This window comes from Francisella adeliensis (assembly GCF_003290445.1).
Lineage (GTDB): Bacteria > Pseudomonadota > Gammaproteobacteria > Francisellales > Francisellaceae > Francisella > Francisella adeliensis.
The window spans coordinates 1,521,481-1,541,096 of record NZ_CP021781.1; the positions used below are offsets into that span (position 1 = coordinate 1,521,481).

Below are 19,616 nucleotides of genomic sequence, written 5' to 3' on the forward strand. Positions count from 1 at the left end.
TGCTTATATTCCTATAGAAATTTTTTCTAATTTCTTTTTCTTGCCATAAACAAAGTTTGTCATAGCTCGTGATACTGTAACAGCTGTAAACATTGAAGTTACGATACCTATCATTAGTGTAATAGCGAAACCTTTAACAGCACCACTACCCACAAAGAATAAAATCACAGCCACTATAAGTGTAGTTATGTTCGAATCAACAATAGTTGCAAATGCTTTTTCGTAACCTACATGGATAGCACTTTGACGAGGCATCCCTGCTCTTATCTCCTCACGAATACGCTCAAAAATAAGTACATTACCATCTATCGACATACCTAGGTTAAGTACAATACCTGCTATACCTGGTAGTGTAAGAGTTGCACCTGGAATTATAGACATCACTGCGACAATCAAAAGCAAGTTCATAACTAGTGCAACATTTGCAATCACACCAAAAACTCTATAGTAAGCAAGAATGAAAACTATTATTGCTACTAGGCCTAAAGCTATAGATAGCATACCTTTATCGATATTATCTTTACCAAGACTTGGACCTATTTGTTGCTCTTGGACAATATGCACCGGTACTTGTAAAGCTCCTGATTTTATCATCAATGCAAGGTTATTTGCTTCTTTTTGGCTTAAGCCCGTAATTTGAAAATGAGACCCTAAAGCAGATTGAACTGTTGCTACATTAATAAGCTTCTCAACTTTGCTTACAACATTATGCTCTTTACCATCTTTGTCTTTAACTTTTTCATAAGTAGTATTTACAAGCATTACACCCATTGGGTTACCAATGTTTTTACTTGTTACTTTTCTAAAGTTAGTAGCTGCACTTCTACTTAGCTCTACCGCTACTATAGGAGTACCTGTTTGATGATCAACTGATGGACTAGCTCCAATAATATCAGCTCCACCAGCAACAGCAGCACCTTTTAAGCTATAGTAACTTTGATAGCCTCGACCATTGTCTAAAGAATAAACCTTATAACCTTGCTCTTCTGTGGCTAATCTATCCGTAACAGGATTAACCATATAAAAGCTAGCAGTAGATGTTCCACCTAAAATTTGCTTAGCTTGTGTAGCATCTTGCATACCTGGTATCTCAATAACCACACGGTTTGCACCTGCTTGAGCAACTGATGCTTCAGCTACACCTAAAGCATTAATACGATTACGCATAACTGTTACAACTTGAGAAATAGCTCCTTGCTCTAACTGAAGCATTTTAGGACTATTGTATGTTATAAATACAGTATTACCCTCTGTCGAGTATATTATATTTGCATCTTGAGTTTTCTTAAACTCGCCATTTAAATAACTTATAAGCTTTGCTGAATCTTCTGAACTTGTAGTTGTTACAGATACAAAGTTGGAATCTTGATACTTTTGTGGTGCTTTAATCTTACTTTTGTCTTCTGCTTTTGTAGAGTTTTCTATGCTTATATTTGCATCTTTAGCAGCACTTAAAACTGTGCCTAAAGTATTATCAAGTTGAGCATCTATTGCTGAGTTTGTATCAGCTTCAAGCATAAGATACATACCACCACGCAAATCAAGACCCAAGTTCATTGGATTTGCGCCTAAAGCTGTCATCCATGCTGGAGCATTTGATAACATATTCATTGCAACTACAAAGCTGTCACCTAGATTTTCTTTAATAGCTTTCTTTGCTTTTAGCTGATCTTCAACATCAGCAAATATTATAGATATATTAGATTTGTTATCTGATAATTGTGCTTTCTGGTAAGCTATATGATCTTTAACAAGAGTCGTTTCAATCTTAGAAAGAGTCTGCTGTGAAACATTACCATCTTTAGGAGATATTTGTAGTGCTGGGCTTTTACCAAAAAGATTTGGGATAGCATAGAACAATGCTAATGCTAAAATAAATACTATTAATATATTTTTCCATAATGGAAACTGATTAATAGGAAGATTTTTATTAAAACTCATTGAGAATTCCTTTATTGAAAGAAAAAGATCTACTTGTTAGACCATATTTTGAGATTATGCTTTTGTTGCACCTTTAGGTAAGATGTTTGCTACTGCATTTCTTTGTACTTTGATAGTTACACCTTCAGAAATTTCTAAGTCTACAAAAGACTCATCTATTTTAGCTATTTTACCAATCATGCCACCATTTGTTACAACTTCATCACCTTTTGAAAGCTCTGATAACATTTTACGCAATTCTTTGTTTTTCTTTTGTTGTGGTCTGATAAGTAAAAACCAAAATATAGCAAAGAAAACCACAAGCATTAAGATAGAGCTCATCGGGCTTCCACCTGCTGACGGAGCAGCTTCTGCCGCAAAAGAATTAGTTGTTAAAAGAACGATTGCTGATAATGATAGTAGTATTTTTTTCATTTTCTCTCCTAGAGATATTTTTTAATTTTTGACTACAAAAGTTTACAGCAGAAGATTAGTTTTATCAATTAGTAATTTGAGCAATCAAGATCTTACATCAATCCCAATATAAATCAGATTCAAAATTTATGTTTAGCCCGTAACTTCAGTTATAATATTGCTATACAAGTAAACACCCATAAAACTATAAATGAAAGATATTTCGTCCCATACACCTATGATTCAGCAATTCTTAAAGATAAAAGCTCAATACCCAGACATTATGCTTTTCTATCGTATGGGTGATTTTTATGAACTTTTCTTTGATGATGCTATTAAAGCTGCCGAAATACTCGAAATAACGTTGACCGCCAGGGGTAAATCAAATGGTGAACCTATCCCTATGGCAGGTGTACCTTATCATGCAGCAGAAAACTATATTGCTAAAATGGTCAAAAAAGGCCTCTCAATCGCTATCTGTGAACAAATAGGCAACCCTGCAACCTCAAAAGGACCAGTTGAAAGAGGTGTAACTCGCATTATCACACCAGCAACAGTATCTGAAGAGGCTTTTTTAAGCACAAAAGAAGACAGTATATTACTTAGTATCTTTGTTAAAAATAATAAATACCACTTAGCTTATACGAGCTATACTCAAGGCAAGATTTTTTTATATAAAACTCTAACAAATACAACAGAACTAAAAAACGAAATAGCAAAACTCAATCCAAAAGAAATAGTCACTAACAGCCAAGACTTATCTCAAGATAAATCGTTTGAAACTACTATAAGTTATCTTGAAGAATGGTATTACAGTAATTTTGAGGCTAAAAAACACATAAACAACAGTCTTGACATAACTCTTGCTAAATCTACCTTAGAAAAATACAAACCAGACCAGATAACTGTAATTGGTTCTATTATAGCCTACCTTGCCTATACTCTTAAGCAATTACCCTCTCACATAACAGCTATAGAGTCGAGTGATAATGAAAGTATTTTAAATTTAGACCATAACAGCAGAACAAATCTTGAGATTGATAGCAACTCAAAAGCTAGTCTTATAAATATCATTGATAAATGCAAGACTAGTTTAGGTAGTAGACTATTAAGAAGATATTTTAAATCACCAACGAAGAACCTTGATAAAATATCTACTCGCCATGCAATAATTAATGCTTTCACAAAAGCTCATACATTCCAAAAAACCCAAGAAACTCTTAGTTATATAAATGATATTGAACGAATAATTTCTCGTGTAGCTTTAGGTACAGTAAAACCAAAAGATTTAGTATCACTTGAAAGCTCACTTACGCAACTCCCTAATTTAAAAGAGCAACTCACTCAAATAGACTCAAAAGAACTTGGTGAACTTAATAATAAAATCCATAACTTAGATGATTTAACAGAACTTCTAAATAAAGCAATAATTGATAACCCTCCTGTAACTATACGAGATGGTGGCGTTATAAAAGCTGGTTTCGACACAGAGCTTGATGAGTTAAAGTCTATCAAAGATAATTCTTATGAATTTCTACTAGAGTTTGAGAAACAACAAAAACAAAAAACTGGCATAAACAATCTAAAAGTTGGCTACAACAGAGTTCATGGCTACTATATAGAGATGTCTAAACAATACGCTGAGCAAGTCCCAAGTGATTATATCCGCCGCCAAACTCTAAAAGGAAATGAGAGATATATTACAGAAGAGCTTAAAGAGTTTGAAGCTAAGATACTCACATCAAAAGAAAAAGCTTTAGCGCGTGAAAAACTAGTTTATGATGCACTATTACAAAATATTCTTAACTACTACACTCAGATTCAAGAAACAGCTGAAAGCATTGCTAAGGTTGATGTACTAGCAAACTTTGCTGAAAGAGCTATAAAACTTAACCTAACCAAGCCAAACTTTAATGCTTCAAACAAACTAGAGCTCAAAGAGGTTCGACACTTAGCAATTGAGCAAAACATCGATGAGCCATTTATCCCGAACGATACTAGCCTAAGTAAAGATAGTCATAGCTTAGAGATAATTACAGGACCAAATATGGGTGGTAAGTCTACATATATGCGACAAGTTGCTCAGCTTATTTTCCTTGCTCATATTGGCTCATTTGTTCCAGCAACTACAGCTAGCATTTGTGATATAGATAGCATTTATACTCGTATAGGTGCATCTGACGATATATCAAGTGGGCGTTCGACATTTATGGTCGAGATGACAGAAACTGCTTATATCCTCAATAGTGCGACAAATAAATCTTTAGTAATTATGGATGAAATTGGTCGAGGAACTAGTACTTTTGATGGTCTTTCATTAGCTCAAGCTTGTGCTGAAAAATTTGCCAAAATTGGTGCATTTACACTTTTTGCAACACACTACTTTGAGCTTACCGAACTTACTGCTAAATACCCAAACATCAAAAATATCCATTTTGAAGCAAAAGAGTATAAAGATGATATTTACTTTATGCACAAAGCTATAGAAGGTGCTGCTAAGAAATCATATGGTATACAGGTTGCTAAGCTAGCAGGTATCCCTAGCGATGTTTTAAAATCTGCTAAGAAAAATCTACATAATCTTGAGAATAAATCTTCCATAATCGAAGCTAACTCTCCTCAAACTACACTTTTATTTGAAGAAACCGAAACTAGTCAAAAACCAAATCCTCTAAAAGATAAACTTAGCGAAATTGACATCAACAATCTAACACCTATAGATGCATTGAATTTACTTAATGAATTAAAACACCTTATGTAGACTTACTTTTTTAATCACTTTATACTTAAAATAATTTATATATTATAAACTTGAATATGAAAAAAAATATTACTTGCAGTTAGCTTTTGTCTAGTCTTTGCTCTAACCTCTTATTTTATTCTAACTTCATATCCAGCTCCTAAAGACTTTATGGGAATGAAAAAAGGACAGGTTGAATTTCAATCAATCAACATTTTTGATGCAACGGTTATATATCCTTACCCAACATGGTTTAAAAGTGGACTAATAGGTAATGCAAAAAACGATCAAAAAGGCCCCGTGTTTTCTACCACACAAATCCCAACAGGACAAACTTTTAAAGATTGGAATGAAAAATATACAATCAATGCTATCTACGGTAAATACCAAAAAAATCTTGATCTAAATAAATTTATGAGCTACTCAATAGCCAAGCTGATGAACCAATGTAAAAAAGAAGATATGGAAGGTAAGGCACTATTAAATAAAAAGAATGATCTTATGATGGTGATATATTGTGGTAAATATTCAAACAATTCTAAAAAAGGTGAAATTGGAATATTCCGATATACAAAATACAAAGAGACTTATTTTGATATTTCTCAACGCTGGAAAGTTGATTCTTTTAATGTGAAAAGTATAAGCTCAGTGCCTCTTAAAAAATTAGGTATAACTCAAGCAAACTTCAAGAAAGCTACAGAAGAAATAATGAAAGCATCATTCTCAGAATCATTAAGACCTGTAAACTAAGATAATTTATAATTAGAGATTTAGGATAAATTTCTCTTGGCTAGTTATATAAAGCTCCTCAATTTGCTATAATCTTACAAATATAATTTTCAAAATACTTAAATAAGGTAGTCACTAATGGAATCTACAGACAATCAACCATCATTCTTAATTCAAAAAGTTTATACAAAAGATGTATCTTTTGAGTCTATTAACTCTCCAGCATCTTTCAAAGATGAGTGGAACCCAGCATCTGAATTTAATATCGACATAAACACAAAAAAAATGGATGAAGAAAATTTTGAACTTGATCTAACAATAACTATCACAACTAAAAATAATGAAACTAATGTATATATAGTTGAAGTGACTCAAGCAGGTATTTTTACAATAGCAGGTATGGAAGAAGCCCAAATTGAATCAGTACTTAATACATACTGTGCAAATACACTATTTCCTTATGCTAAAAGAGTAATAGACTCCTCTATAATGAAAGGTGGATTTTTGCCACTGAACTTAGCTCCAATAAATTTTGATGCTATTTACATGCAAAAAAAAGCTAACCAGAGCCAAGAGCAGTCACATTAATCTAAAGGTTCTTTAAATATGCAAAACACCGAAAATAGCTTTATTAAAGTTTTAGGCTGCATAATGATAATAGTCGGCACAATGATTGGTGCTGGTATTCTTGCCTTACCAATAATCACAGCTAAACTAGGTTTTTTGCTCGGTTCATTTTTGATTATAGTTATATGGTCAATTATGACATATACAGCTATTATAATATCTGATATCTCATGTAGTATGCCCTATGGTTCTAGCTTTAAAAGCATTGCTGAAAAATATCTTGGTAAAGCTGGTGGTATAGTGGCAACTATAGCGTTTTTATTATTGATGTACTTTATAAGTACAGCCTATATCTCTGCAGCGGCATCTTCAATGTCTGTTGATTTCCCAAGTATTAGTGAAAAATACTCGTCAATCCTTTTCGTTTTGATATTTGGTAGTATTGTAGTTCTTGGTACAAGATTCGTTGATTATGCAAATAGGTTTTTCATCTCACTGAAAATCATAATACTAGTCATTTTATGTGTGGTTTTTAACAGATACATCGAGTCTGCAAATCTTTTGGTTTCACCTGTAGATCTTGGTGCATCATTATTAATTTCAATTCCTGTTTTTACTACATCTTTTACATCTCACATCATTGTACCAGCACTTTCTGATTATCTTAATAAAAATGCTCGTGATATGAAAAAAGCTATAATTATTGGTAGTGTAATACCTTTAATTCTTTATATAATCTGGGTAGTGACTATATTAGGCGTACTACCATTACATGGTCCTGTAAGTTTTATGGGCTCAATCTTTGACCACATTCCAGTGGGCAAAGCAAATATAGACAACATCTTAACTACTATAGGAAACAAAATACATACTCCCGTAACAGATGCTGTATTACATATATTTACTTATGTAGCTATTATGACTTCTTTCTTAAGTGTAAATCTATCACTATTTCACTTCAATATGGATACATATAAATTACACAAACTTAAAACTATAACTGGCTATTCTATTGCTGCCATTTTAACATTTGCTATACCGCTTATAATCAACCAAATGGATCCAAACATCTTCATCTATGCAATGACTTGTGTAGGCTTGTCGATAGCGGTATTACTAATGATTATGCCAGGTCTAATGGCATTTAGAATGAACTCTTTAGGTGAATCATTTAACTATAAAATATCTAGCTACAAAGTCCTTTGGATAATATCAATACTTTCAGGAATAATAGTCCTTTCGTGTGTGATAGCATAACCCTTATGGCAAATATTGATTACATTGATAAATTCTTAGATAACCTCCTCTACCATAAAAAATACTCCGATAAAACTATAACAAGTTATAAACGAGATTTAGAGCAGCTTGACAAGTCTATTGAAGGTAAAGATATTGTTAGCATTTCAAGCCAAGACATTCAACTTTGGATAAAAAAAGAACATTCGAAAGGCTCATCAGCTAAAACACTACAGCGAAAACTTAGCACAATTAGAAGCTTTTTTAATTTCATGATAAATAGTGAGGTTACCACACTAAATCCTGCAGCAAATATAAAAGCTCCTAAAAGCTCTAAGAAGCTTCCTAAGGCTATAAACACCAATGAGCTAGCATTCCTACTAGACATAACACCTAGTACCGATATAGAAGCTCGTGATATAGCTAGTTTTGATTTGCTCTATAGTTGTGGTATCCGATTAAGTGAACTCTCAGCTATACAGCTTAAAGACATAAATCACTCGCAACAAAGCATTAGAGTTACAGGCAAAGGCAACAAAGAAAGAATCGCATACTTCGGCAATAAAACTTCTGATAGCTTACAAAGATGGTTAAAGATTCGTGACTCTTTTAATCCTCAATCAAACTACTTGTTTATATCTCAAAATGGAACTCATCTAACAAACAGATCCATCCAAAAACGCTTGGAGATATTTGCTAAAAAATATGCTTCTAAACATATTCACCCACATATGCTTAGGCACTCTTTTGCTAGTCATGTTTTAGATTCTTCAAAAGATTTATTAGCAGTGAAAGATCTACTTGGTCATGCTGATATCTCAAGCACACAAATATATACTCATTTAAACTTCCAGCAATTAGCTAATGTATTTGACAATGCTCACCCAAGAGCTAAAAAGAAATAATATAAAGAATTTATTGTTTATCCTACACAAAAAAATCTTCAAGGTTTAAATCAAATTCTCGATTAAACCTTTCAAAATCATCTTCAGAAATTATTATATCTAAAAGGTAGTTACCTTTTTCAGAAACGCCCTCTTTTTCAACTACTCCAAGCTCATACATTTTAGATCTAATTTTTGAATACTTTGGAGGTAGCTCTAGTGTTTTGCTGATCCAAGTAGAGTTAAAATAAGTCGCTAAACTTTCATAAAATCTACCAACTCCATTACCTGTTTCAGCAGATAAATAGACTCTCGCTACAATATTATCTTCTGGTTCATTTATCTTGATAAAACTTGGGCCAACATTTTTTATTTTATCAATTTTGTTATAAACACAAACCATAGGCTTATCGCCAATACCAATCTCAGTAAGTACTTTCTCAACTTGCTCAATATAGCTTTTATAATCATCATCAGCATAATCAATTACATGCACCAATAAATCAGATTCAATAGCTTCTTCTAGTGTTGCATGAAAAGCCTCTACTAAATCATGAGGTAAGTTTTTAATAAACCCTACAGTATCTGAAAATATAACCTCGCCAAGCTTTGGTACATTCACATTTCGTAATGTTGGATCTAAAGTTGCAAAAAGCTGATCTTTAGCTAGCACATTAGCATTAGATATTTTATTAAATAATGTCGATTTACCAGCATTAGTATAGCCTACAAAAGAGATTGTTGGGATATTGTTCTTACGGCGAGATGATCTACTTAAATGCCTGTGGTGTTTAACTTTCTCAAGCTTTTGAGTTATCTGTTTGATTCGTTGACGAATAAGTCGCCTATCTATCTCAAGCTGTGTTTCACCAGGACCACCTCTTACACCGATACCACCTTTTTGTCTCTCTAAGTGAGTCCAGCCTTTTACTAGTCTTGTTGACTGATAGTTTAGCTGGGCTAGTTCTACTTGTAGCTTACCTTCATGAGTTTTAGCCCTTAATGAAAATATTTCAAGAATAAGCCTAGTTCTATCCATGATTTTACACTCAAGAAATTTTTCAATATTTCTCTCTTGAGATGGGCTTAATGGGTGGTTAAAAACAACTACATCAGCATCCAACTCATCGCGTTTGTTTTTTATCATTTCCATTTTGCCCATACCACATAAGTACTTTATTTCAGGCTCTGGATGGTTAAAGCTTAAACTTTCTAATACTTCTTTATCTGCAGCAGAAACTAAACCTTCTAGCTCAGCTAAATCAGCATTTAAACCACGATGATACTTAAAGTTTATATTTACAAGCAGGCATTTGCTACCTGCATCATAAGATTCGAAAAATTCCATTAATTAATATTACTCCGAGATAGAACTTTCTCTTTAGGATAAATAGATTTACAAACACAAGTTACAAATCTACTGTAATGCTCGCGAAAGCGAGTATCTTTAAGATAAGAGATTCCCACCTGCGTGGGAATGACCATTTTTAGATGTATTTTATTATTCAGCAGTATTTCCAACATTTTCTTGAGACTCAAGTTCATCAGAATGAACTTCATCAACATTATCAGAACTATCTTCGTTTTGATTTTGGTGATATGGGTTGAATGAGCTGTAAACCATTCTTACGCTTTTAGCAGGTACGATAGTAGAAATAGCATGCTTATAAACCATTTGGTTTACAGTATTTCTGAGTACGATACAAAATTGATCAAACGCTTCTACTTGACCTTGTAGTTTAATACCATTAACTAGGTATACAGATACGCTTACTTTCTCTTTTCTTAGAGCATTCAAGAACGGGTCTTGTAAAGATGATATTCTAGACATTGTTTCACTTCCTTTTTATTATTTTGTTGTTTTTATTATTTTATCAAGTTGGACAATTAAATTTTCCGAGGATATTCTAACAATAATAACAGCTATCGGCAAATTTTATTTTACTAACTGATGTTATTAAAATAACTATGATTGAATTTCAATCTTAGCTGAAGAAAAAGGATTCAAAAATAAAGATTCTACAGACTCCAAGTCTCCATTAGCCGTTAAAAAAGGTACAAACTTAGTAATAACCCCTTCATTATCAGCAATTAGTTGCCATGAAGTTGCCTTAAAACTATCATCATTCACCAAATACTCGACTCTTCCTGTTGCATCACCTATAAATAAGTAATGCTTACCATCATGATCATCGAACTCTAGAGATTGCTTAATATAATCCTCAGCACTAGCATTACGAAGAATTTTCCAAATATGGTTTTTCCAACCACTACTATGCGGAAGGTATTTTACAAGTCCATTCATAAAAACAGCTACTACACCTATTGTTTCACCATCTTTCGATGTTACTGAATGAATATCATCAACAGTATCCCAAGCAGAAAGAGTAATTAACTCTTGATGCCTACCATCTAGCTCTCCTCGACTATAAGGTAAAAAATGTGCACCTGTACCTGCTTTCACAATAAAACCATCTATATCATTATCTCCAGCATAAACAATTTCTGCTGCCTCTATTGGACTATTGTATCTAGCAACTCGTTCACATCGATCTCGTGTACTTAAAGAGTAATCACAATAGTGAACATAGCTTGCTGTTACAGAAGTATTAGAGGTAACTATTACACCTTCAAGTTTAGACTTATTATATATAGGATAAATTTGCTGTATATCACTTTTTGCTTCAACACCTCTTAACTTAAATTCCTGCTTAGTCTTATCTTCTATAGTCAATGAGTTTTGGGCACTTTCATTATAGCTAGCTTTATAGAAATTTAGCGTATAGTTTGGAACAGCTTCATTTACAACCACTACACCAAAACTATTTTTATCAAAAGAAAGTCCTTTAACAAAAACAATATTATTTGTGCCACGAATAGAACTTAAATGCGACATCACCTGCCAAGTATTTAATCCACTATTGTAGGCGTAAATAGCTATATTACCACTATTATCTGAAGCTATAACACCTCTAAGTACACCTGTTGCATTCTTAACAGCTGATAAACTTTTGACAAAACCACTATTTAAAGCTCCACCCAAACTGACCCAGTTTCCCGTCCATGATTTACTAGCATTATCATATTGCAAATATGCTAAGCCACTATCATCAGACTCTTTAAAAAGAGCTACAGGATTACCATCATAGTTTGTAACCAAAACAGACTGAGTAGTTAAATCATCTAAAGCAAAACAAGAAAAAACACTAAAAAAACAAACTAAAAAACATGAAAATATAGTCTTCATATACCTATCAATAAAATACCTCGTATATTTCATAATAAAATATTACGGATACATAATCAACCATTTCATTTTGACTGATATCTTTATACTGATGAACTTTACATAGGTTTTATAACTCCACCTGATGTAACATATACTATTATAGATTTTAGTTTAATTAACTATCACAGCCTTTGTTAAGAGCACTACAGTTAACTTCTTTATAATTACTCGTTAAAACCCTTCCTATGGTAATCTCTTTATTAGCAGGAGCTACTTTTATATTAGTTGAAATTTCACTACTGCTCATTCCACCATTATTGGTGATAGCAACTCCAGTAATTTTATAGAAAGTTGATACTTGACTTGCATTAAATAAAATATCAGCTGATAAAGGCGTCGATTGAGTTTTCACATTGCTGCGTGCTTTAAAGATGATATGAGATACATTATCTATCTTTGAGTCTTGATCTACTGATGTATAAACATACATAGTATTCGCTTGAGAATATTTCATTAAAACATCTACAGTATTTTTATTCATCTGATTAAAAATTAGATTATATTTATGAGAGCCATTCCTAACCACTATATCCTCACTAGCATAATATTTACCATCTTTAGCGTTTTTATTAATTATCTCAAGATTAAAATCAGGACCTTTATAGTTATCAGCTTCTAAGGTATTATTCTTATAATCTATATTTATAATAGGTTGCTTTGAAGAGTTGTTAGCTATTAAGCTACAGCTTGATATAACTACTGCCATCAAAATTAGCGTAAATATTCTTCTCATCCAGTATATTCCTTACCAAAATATTCTAAAACCTCGCGCTTTTTGCTAGTACTTTCCATATCAATTAGTTTAATCTCACCCTTCCAGTTTCTAATCCAAGTAAGTTGGCGTTTTGCAAGTTGTCTTGTTGCGACTATTCCTTTATGCAAAAATTCCTCATAAGATATATTTCCATCAAGATATTCCCACGCCTGCCTATAGCCAACACTTCTGATTGCAGTAGTTTCTACAGTTAGGCTTGGATTCTCTTTAAGCGTTTTAACCTCATCAAGAAAATTATTTTCTACCATTTGCTTGAATCTAGTTTCAATATTGCTATGAAGTAAGCTTCTATCTTGTGGAACTATAGCACATAATTTTAGCTCTTCTTCTAAAGCTCCAACTTTCGCTGTTTGTACAAGCTCCGAGTACTTTTTACCACTAATCATAATAACTTCTAATGCTCTAAAGATTCTTTGCTGATCATTTGCATTTATTTTATCTGCGGCTTGCGAATCAAATTGCTTTAATTGCTTATAAAGATACTCTAAACCCTTAGATTTACACTCAAGCTCAAGTGTAGCTCTAATCTTAAGATCACTTTCTGGCAATACAGATAAACCCTCTATCAGACCTTTAAAGTAAAGCATCGTACCACCGACAAGTAACACTTCCTTATCTCTAGCCCAGATTTCAACTTTAAGTCGATTAACTTCTCTTATAAAATCTGCTACTGAAAAGGACTCTGTTGGTTCTATAATGTCAATTAAGTGATGAGGAATCCCTTCCATCTCATCAACAGTTGGCTTAGCCGTGCCAATATCCATATCTTTATAAACAAGCGATGAATCAACACTGATAATTTCAGCATTTATTTTTTTAGCGATTGAGATAGAAAGAGCCGTTTTACCTGAAGCAGTTGGTCCAGCAATACCATATATAGATTTAGTCATTAGATATTTTGAGTATTAATTTTCACAGGAACTTCTGCTCTTACGGTTTGCAAGTAGTAGTTTAATTCTTCGGCTTTATAGGCTTGGATTACTTGCGTAGGAACACTAGCTTTTTTACTATATAAAGGAATAACTTTTGTTACTTTGTAAACATAATTTGTACCATCAGTATCTTGAGAAATTAAATACTGAGAGTTAGTATTTGCTAGCACAAAGTCTACAAACTCTTTAGGTAGGCTACTATCATCAGCAGATACCGTAGCTTTTTCAAAAGCTTGTGATACTTTTTTACCATCCTGTAAATTAGCAGCTATTTTTTGAGCCTCTGTTACAGCCAGTTCTTTAGATTTTTGTTTTATATATTCTTGAGAAACCTTATCTTTAACTTCTTCAAAAGTTTGCTGTGCTGTCGGAGTCATTCCATCAATATGATATACCACTGTTTTATCATCAGATATTGGCAACGCTCCATATTTCTGGTTATTTGTAAAAAATAAACCATTTTGAAGACCTTCTATATCTTTAGAATCATTATCTATGATATTACTAAACTTTGAATCACCAAGCTTTTTAGAAACTTGCTCAAACTTTATACTATCAATATTTTGAGTATATGAATTATAAGTTGCAAGTGCAGTTCTATTTTGGATAATATTTTTTATTGTTGCTTTGGTTTTATCATCAAATTTTTTGAATAAATCTTTATTTTCATTATAGTACTGTTTTATCTGCTCATCAGAAATTGTTTCTTTTGACTTAAAGTCATCTTTTGAAATCAAATAATAACTAATTTTTGCTTTTGCAGGATTTACATATTGAGCCTTATTAGCATTATAGAATTTTTGTAGCTCTGCATCTGTTGGCTTAATATCAGACTCCAAATCTTTTGGAGTAAGTTTAATATACTCAATATCTTTACTAACAGCATAAATATTTTTTAATTGATTAGTTCCATCTTCTGTAATAAAAGCTGTTTGCTCAATCGTACCTGGGATTAATGATGCTGTAATATTCTGTGAAAGTATCGCCTCTAATCTTGGCATACCACCAACATAACTAGCAACTTGAGCTAATTTCTCACTTGAAAACTTACCTGATTTGTCAAAAAACATTGGGTTAGTAAATATAGCGCTTTGTAAAGCCAATTTAGAAACCTGTATATTATGGTTTTGAGCATCTGCTAATACTAGGTATTGATCTACCATTTGAGCTAATACTTGGCGTTTTTGAGCATTTGTCGTTGCTCCACTAGCATTTTGCTGGAGCTGCTGTGAACTTATCTCATTATCACCTACTTTAGCAACATAAGAACTGTCTGCTCCAATATTAGTAAAGAAAAAACTCATACCTGTAATCACAAAAACAAAACTTATTGTTATTACAACTATCCAAGTAAATGGTCCTTTGAGCCTGTCATTAAAAGACTGTAACATTTTTTTAATCCTATGGTTTAATCAAGATATTATTATTTTATGTATATTATAGATAAAAAAAAGGCACACCGTTAAGCATGCCTTTAAAAAAATCACTAAATTGTGAATTTTATTTACTTCTGTACTGCGTCTTTAAGACCTTTACCAGCTTTGAAGCTTGGTACAGTAGATGCTTTAATTTTGATAGTTTCACCAGTCTTAGGGTTTCTTCCATCTCTAGCACTTCTTTCTTTAACTTGGAAAGTACCAAAGCCAACTAAAGTTACGCTATCATTGTTTTTTAATGCTTTAGTTACAGATGCAATAGTAGCATCTAAAGTTTTTGCAGCAACTTCTTTAGTTACATCAGCTTCTTTAGCTATAGCACTTACTAATTCACTTTTATTCATTTGAGACTCCTTTTTATTAACAAACGACTTGTGTCACTAGAATTTATAACACTAATATTTTGCAGTTTCAACAAAAAAACTAAAAAACCTTAGATAATACCTCTTTTATATGGTTTACAGGGGTTATTTGCAGATTTTCTGTAATTTCTTTGTCAATATCTGCTAAGTTTTTAATATTTTGTTTCGGTATTAAAACCTCTTTAATACCACCTCTTAAAGCAGCTAAAAGTTTCTCTTTTAAGCCACCAATTGGTAACACATCTCCGCGTAAAGTAACCTCACCTGTCATCGCAATATCATTTCTGATAGCTTGACCTGTGTACACAGAAACTAAAGCTGTTGTCATCGCAATACCCGCACTAGGACCATCCTTGGGAGTAGCTCCCTCTGGCACATGAATATGAACATCTTTCTTTTCATAAAAATCATCAACAAGATCATAATCTTTTGAAATAGATCTCACAACACTCAAAGCAGCATCTATTGATTCTTTCATCACATCGCCAAGACTACCAGTATATTTTATCTTACCTTTACCAGGCATTGCTAATGCTTCTATAGTAAGTAAATCACCACCTACAGATGTCCAAGCAAGACCTGTTACCTGACCAATTTTAGCTTGAGTATTTTTAATACCATAATCAAACTGATGAACACCTAGGTAATCAGGTAGATTTTTTTGAGATATTGAAGCTTTTTTAGTTTCAGGGTCTACCAACAAGTTTTTAACAGACTTGCGACAAATTCCATCAATCTTTTGCTGTAAATTTCTAACACCAGCTTCTCTAGTATAGTATCTAATAATATCTAGAGTTGCCTTAGGAGTTATTGAAAGCTCTTTACTTGTCAGACCATTATTCTTTAGAGATTTAGGAATAAGATACTGTTTAGCAATTGCTTGTTTCTCTAGTTCTGTATAACCAGCTAAATGAATAATCTCTAACCTATCACGCAAAGCTGGATCTATATCTAACGAATTTGCTGTAGCAACAAACATCACTTTAGATAAATCATAATCAATCTCAAGATAGTGATCATTAAAAGTATTGTTTTGCTCTGGATCCAAAACTTCTAGTAATGCTGCAGAAGGGTCTCCTCTAAAGTCAGCAGAGATTTTATCAATCTCATCTAACAAAAATAATGGATTCTCTGTTTTAGATTTAACTATCTTTTGAATAATCTGCCCAGGCATAGAACCTATATAAGTACGACGATGCCCACGAATCTCAGATTCATCACGCACGCCACCTAATGCCATGCGCACATACTCACGTCCAGTAGCACGAGCGATAGACTGACCTATAGATGTTTTACCAACACCTGGAGGGCCTACCAAACATAATATAGGCGCTTTTGCATTAGTATCTTTCTTAATCTGTACTGCTAAATGCTCAAGTATTCTATCTTTAACTTTTTTGATACCATAATGATCTTTTTCTAAGATTTTCTCAGCCAGGCTAATATCTTTCTTTACTTTAGTTTTATTACCCCAAGGCAATGAAAGTACTGTTTCAATATAGTTTCTCGAAACAGCAGACTCAGATGATGATGGTGGCATTGCTTTAAGCTTTTTAAGCTCTTTAAAACATTTCTCTTTTGCTTCATCTGTCATCTTAGACTTTTCTATTCTATTTTTAATTGCCGAAACTTCTGATTCTTCATCCGCCTCACCAAGCTCTTTATAGATAGCTTTTACTTGTTCATTAAGATAGTACTCACGCTGGTTTTTATCGACCTGAGCTTTTACTCGATCCTTTATCTTTGCTTCAAGCTCTAAAATCTCAAGCTCTTCTTCAAGATAAGTCAAAAGTAATAAGGCTTTATTTTTAATATCTGTAGCTTCAAGAAGTTTTTGTTTTTTCGAGATATCTGTATTTAAGATAGTTGCTATCTCATAGATAAAATTCTCAGGCTTTTCAGTGTTTACAATCGCACCTAAAGCTTCTTTTGTAATTTTGTTGCTTATTTCAGCAAAATACTTCAATGATTCAGATATAGATAACAATATAGCTTTCATCTCTTTACCTAAAGATTTCATATCGTATCTATCATCAACAAATAAACTATCAAGATTTGCGTACATACAGTCTTTTTCATCTGCATACTTTGCTACCAATCTTTTTGCTAAGCCTTCAACAATAATTTTTAAGCTACCATCTGGCAGTTTCATTATCTGAACTATCTTAGCTAGAGTAGCAATATCATAGATATTTTCAGGATTATCTCCTGTGCTTGAACCATTTTTTTGAGTAGCTAGCAGTACAAAATTATCATAATTATTTGATGACTCTTTTACTGCTTGAATAGATTTCTTACGGCCTACATTTAACGGAATTGTCATCGTAGGGAAAATAACCACATCTCTCAGTGGTATTACAGGAACAACATTTAATGCTTCTGACATAGATTTATATACTCCTGTGAGTTTGTAATTTTATACTAAATCCTTGAGTTGCTTTTTATCATTATTTTTCATCACTATAGTTAGCTCCTCTTCATCAGAAATAGCTTCACCAGTAACTATAATTTTAGCCACTTCAGCATTTGAAGGTACATGGAACATCAATTCTAAAAGCACATTTTCTAATATACTTCTAAGCCCTCTTGCACCTGTCTTTTTAGCTATAGCTTTCTTAGCAACTTCAACTAATGCTTCATCAGTGAACTCTATCTCAATATCATCAAACTTAAATAGTTTTATGTATTGCTTCACGATAGCATTCTTAGGCTCTCTAAGGATTTTAACCAAGTCTTCTTCTGTAAGCTCATTTAGTACAGTAAGTATCGGTAAACGACCTATAAGCTCAGGGATAAGCCCGAACCTAGTTAGATCTTCACTTTCTACTTTTTGCATTAGCTTTTGTGTATCAAGATTATCTTTTTGTTGGATTACATCAGCATTAAAACCAATACTAACTTTATCCATACGGTGTTTTACTTGCTTTTCAATACCAGCAAATGCTCCACCACATATAAATAATATCTCAGAAGTATCAACTTCAATCATCTCTTGATTAGGGTGCTTTCTACCACCTTTTGGTGGTACAGAAGACACAGTTCCTTCAATAAGCTTAAGTAATGCTTGTTGCACACCTTCACCAGATACATCACGAGTAATAGAAGCACTTTCTGATTTACGTGCTATTTTGTCAATTTCATCTATATAAATAATACCTTTTTTAGCCTTATCAACATCAAACTCAGCATTTTGAAGCAATCTAACGATAATATTTTCAACATCATCACCAACGTAACCTGCTTCTGTAAGAGTAGTTGCATCAGCTATTGCAAACGGTACATTTAAGTACTTCGCTAGAGTTTGAGCAAATAAAGTCTTACCTGAACCTGTAGGTCCGATAAGAAGCACATTACTCTTTTTAAGCTCTGTATCATCTTTTTTCTCAGTACCTTCTTCTGAAGAGTCTTCAGCGGGAGCAGTTATTCTTTTATAGTGATTATAAACAGCTACAGATAGTACTTTTTTTGCATTATCTTGACCGATAATATAGTCATCAAGATGCTTTTTAATCTCAATAGGTTTTGGTAATTTATCAAAAGATAACTCTTCTGTATTCGCAATACTGCCATCAACATTAGAAGTATGCATTTTTGTAGCACACTTACTAACACATTCATTACAGATATTACCTTCACGACCAGCGATTATATTTTTCACTTCGTTTTGTGATTTGCCACAGAAAGAACAATATAGAATTTTAGCCATTTAGCTTATTCCTTTAATTTATTTTATTATTGCGTCACGAGTCTCGATTACATGATCAATCAAACCATATTCTTTAGCTTCTTCAGCCATCATAAAGTTGTCTCGATCAGTATCTTTAACCATTTTGTCATAGTCTTGACCTGTATGATGAGCAAGTACTTTGTTTAGTCTTTCTTTTATACGCAAAATGTTATTAGCATGAATCTCGATATCAGAAGCTTGACCTCTAAAACCACCTAACGGTTGATGAATCATGATTTGCGAGCTTGGTAGACTATATCTTTTACCTTTTGCACCACCAGCTAAAAGTAAAGAACCCATACTAGCAGCTAGACCAATACAGATAGTATTTACATCCGGCTTAATAAACTGCATAGTGTCATAAACACCCATACCAGCTGTAACCATACCACCTGGTGAATTTATATAGAAAAATATATCCTTCTCAGGATCTTCAGATTCTAAAAATAAAAGCTGTGCAATTACAAGGTTTGCAGACTGATCATTTACTTCGCCATTTAAAAAAACAATTCGCTCTTTTAAGAGTCTTGAGTAAATGTCATAAGCTCTTTCGCCACCAGCTGATTTCTCAACAACTGTAGGTACTAAATTATTAGTTATCATAT

17 protein-coding genes are annotated in these 19,616 nt (G+C 32.9%); 5 read left to right on the top strand and 12 right to left on the bottom strand.

The window, feature by feature from the left end; all coding sequences use genetic code 11:
- Positions 1-3 precede the first annotated feature (3 nt).
- Positions 4-1,941, bottom strand: coding sequence for a protein translocase subunit SecD (gene secD, locus CDH04_RS07355; protein ID WP_112870404.1), 1,938 nt, complete (start codon positions 1,939-1,941; stop codon positions 4-6).
- Positions 1,942-1,995: 54 nt separating this feature from the next.
- Complete coding sequence (gene yajC, locus CDH04_RS07360) at positions 1,996-2,355, bottom strand: preprotein translocase subunit YajC (protein ID WP_112870405.1); 360 nt, start codon at positions 2,353-2,355, stop codon at positions 1,996-1,998.
- Positions 2,356-2,545: 190 nt separating this feature from the next.
- Here yajC and mutS point away from each other — a divergent pair, with 190 nt between their 5' ends.
- From mutS to CDH04_RS07385, 5 genes are all read left to right on the top strand, one after another.
- Positions 2,546-5,095: a DNA mismatch repair protein MutS gene (mutS, locus tag CDH04_RS07365; RefSeq protein WP_112870406.1), complete on the top strand. Its 2,550-nt coding sequence runs from the start codon at positions 2,546-2,548 to the stop codon at positions 5,093-5,095.
- 150 nt (positions 5,096-5,245) lie between these two features.
- Positions 5,246-5,824, top strand: coding sequence for a hypothetical protein (locus CDH04_RS07370; RefSeq protein WP_112870407.1), 579 nt, complete (start codon positions 5,246-5,248; stop codon positions 5,822-5,824).
- Between the two features lie 117 nt (positions 5,825-5,941).
- On the top strand, positions 5,942-6,391 hold the full coding sequence (gene secB / locus CDH04_RS07375) for a protein-export chaperone SecB (RefSeq protein WP_112870408.1): 450 nt from the start codon (positions 5,942-5,944) through the stop codon (positions 6,389-6,391).
- Positions 6,392-6,409: 18 nt separating this feature from the next.
- Positions 6,410-7,627 (top strand): amino acid permease, encoded by a 1,218-nt coding sequence (locus CDH04_RS07380; RefSeq protein ID WP_112870409.1) that lies wholly within the window; start codon positions 6,410-6,412, stop codon positions 7,625-7,627.
- A 5-nt stretch (positions 7,628-7,632) separates the two neighbouring features.
- Positions 7,633-8,511, top strand: a complete 879-nt coding sequence (locus tag CDH04_RS07385; RefSeq protein WP_112870410.1) for a tyrosine recombinase XerC — start codon at positions 7,633-7,635, stop codon at positions 8,509-8,511.
- Between the two features lie 22 nt (positions 8,512-8,533).
- On the opposite strand, the gene hflX is transcribed toward CDH04_RS07385, so the two are convergent.
- The 10 genes from hflX to clpP all read right to left on the bottom strand — a co-directional run bounded on the left by hflX (position 8,534) and on the right by clpP (position 19,614).
- The gene (gene hflX / locus CDH04_RS07390) at positions 8,534-9,838 is read right to left on the bottom strand and encodes a ribosome rescue GTPase HflX (RefSeq protein WP_112870411.1); all 1,305 of its coding nucleotides are present in this window, start codon (positions 9,836-9,838) and stop codon (positions 8,534-8,536) included.
- Between the two features lie 153 nt (positions 9,839-9,991).
- Complete coding sequence (gene hfq, locus CDH04_RS07395; protein ID WP_112870412.1) at positions 9,992-10,321, bottom strand: RNA chaperone Hfq; 330 nt, start codon at positions 10,319-10,321, stop codon at positions 9,992-9,994.
- Positions 10,322-10,456: 135 nt separating this feature from the next.
- Positions 10,457-11,737: a hypothetical protein gene (locus CDH04_RS07400; RefSeq protein ID WP_112870413.1), complete on the bottom strand. Its 1,281-nt coding sequence runs from the start codon at positions 11,735-11,737 to the stop codon at positions 10,457-10,459.
- A gap of 157 nt (positions 11,738-11,894) precedes the next feature.
- Positions 11,895-12,512, bottom strand: coding sequence for a hypothetical protein (locus tag CDH04_RS07405; RefSeq protein ID WP_112870414.1), 618 nt, complete (start codon positions 12,510-12,512; stop codon positions 11,895-11,897).
- Complete coding sequence (gene miaA / locus CDH04_RS07410) at positions 12,509-13,444, bottom strand: tRNA (adenosine(37)-N6)-dimethylallyltransferase MiaA (protein WP_112870415.1); 936 nt, start codon at positions 13,442-13,444, stop codon at positions 12,509-12,511. The genes CDH04_RS07405 and miaA overlap by 4 nt, the downstream gene beginning before the upstream one ends.
- The gene (locus tag CDH04_RS07415; protein WP_112870416.1) at positions 13,444-14,877 is read right to left on the bottom strand and encodes a SurA N-terminal domain-containing protein; all 1,434 of its coding nucleotides are present in this window, start codon (positions 14,875-14,877) and stop codon (positions 13,444-13,446) included. The genes miaA and CDH04_RS07415 overlap by 1 nt, the downstream gene beginning before the upstream one ends.
- Positions 14,878-14,990: 113 nt before the next feature.
- Positions 14,991-15,266, bottom strand: coding sequence for an HU family DNA-binding protein (locus CDH04_RS07420; protein WP_112870417.1), 276 nt, complete (start codon positions 15,264-15,266; stop codon positions 14,991-14,993).
- Between the two features lie 79 nt (positions 15,267-15,345).
- A complete protein-coding gene (gene lon, locus CDH04_RS07425; protein ID WP_112870418.1) occupies positions 15,346-17,670 on the bottom strand; it encodes an endopeptidase La in 2,325 nt (774 codons plus the stop codon).
- Positions 17,671-17,700: 30 nt separating this feature from the next.
- Positions 17,701-18,990, bottom strand: coding sequence for an ATP-dependent Clp protease ATP-binding subunit ClpX (gene clpX / locus CDH04_RS07430; protein ID WP_112870419.1), 1,290 nt, complete (start codon positions 18,988-18,990; stop codon positions 17,701-17,703).
- A gap of 18 nt (positions 18,991-19,008) precedes the next feature.
- Positions 19,009-19,614, bottom strand: coding sequence for an ATP-dependent Clp endopeptidase proteolytic subunit ClpP (clpP, locus tag CDH04_RS07435; protein WP_112870420.1), 606 nt, complete (start codon positions 19,612-19,614; stop codon positions 19,009-19,011).
- Positions 19,615-19,616: the final 2 nt, after the last annotated feature.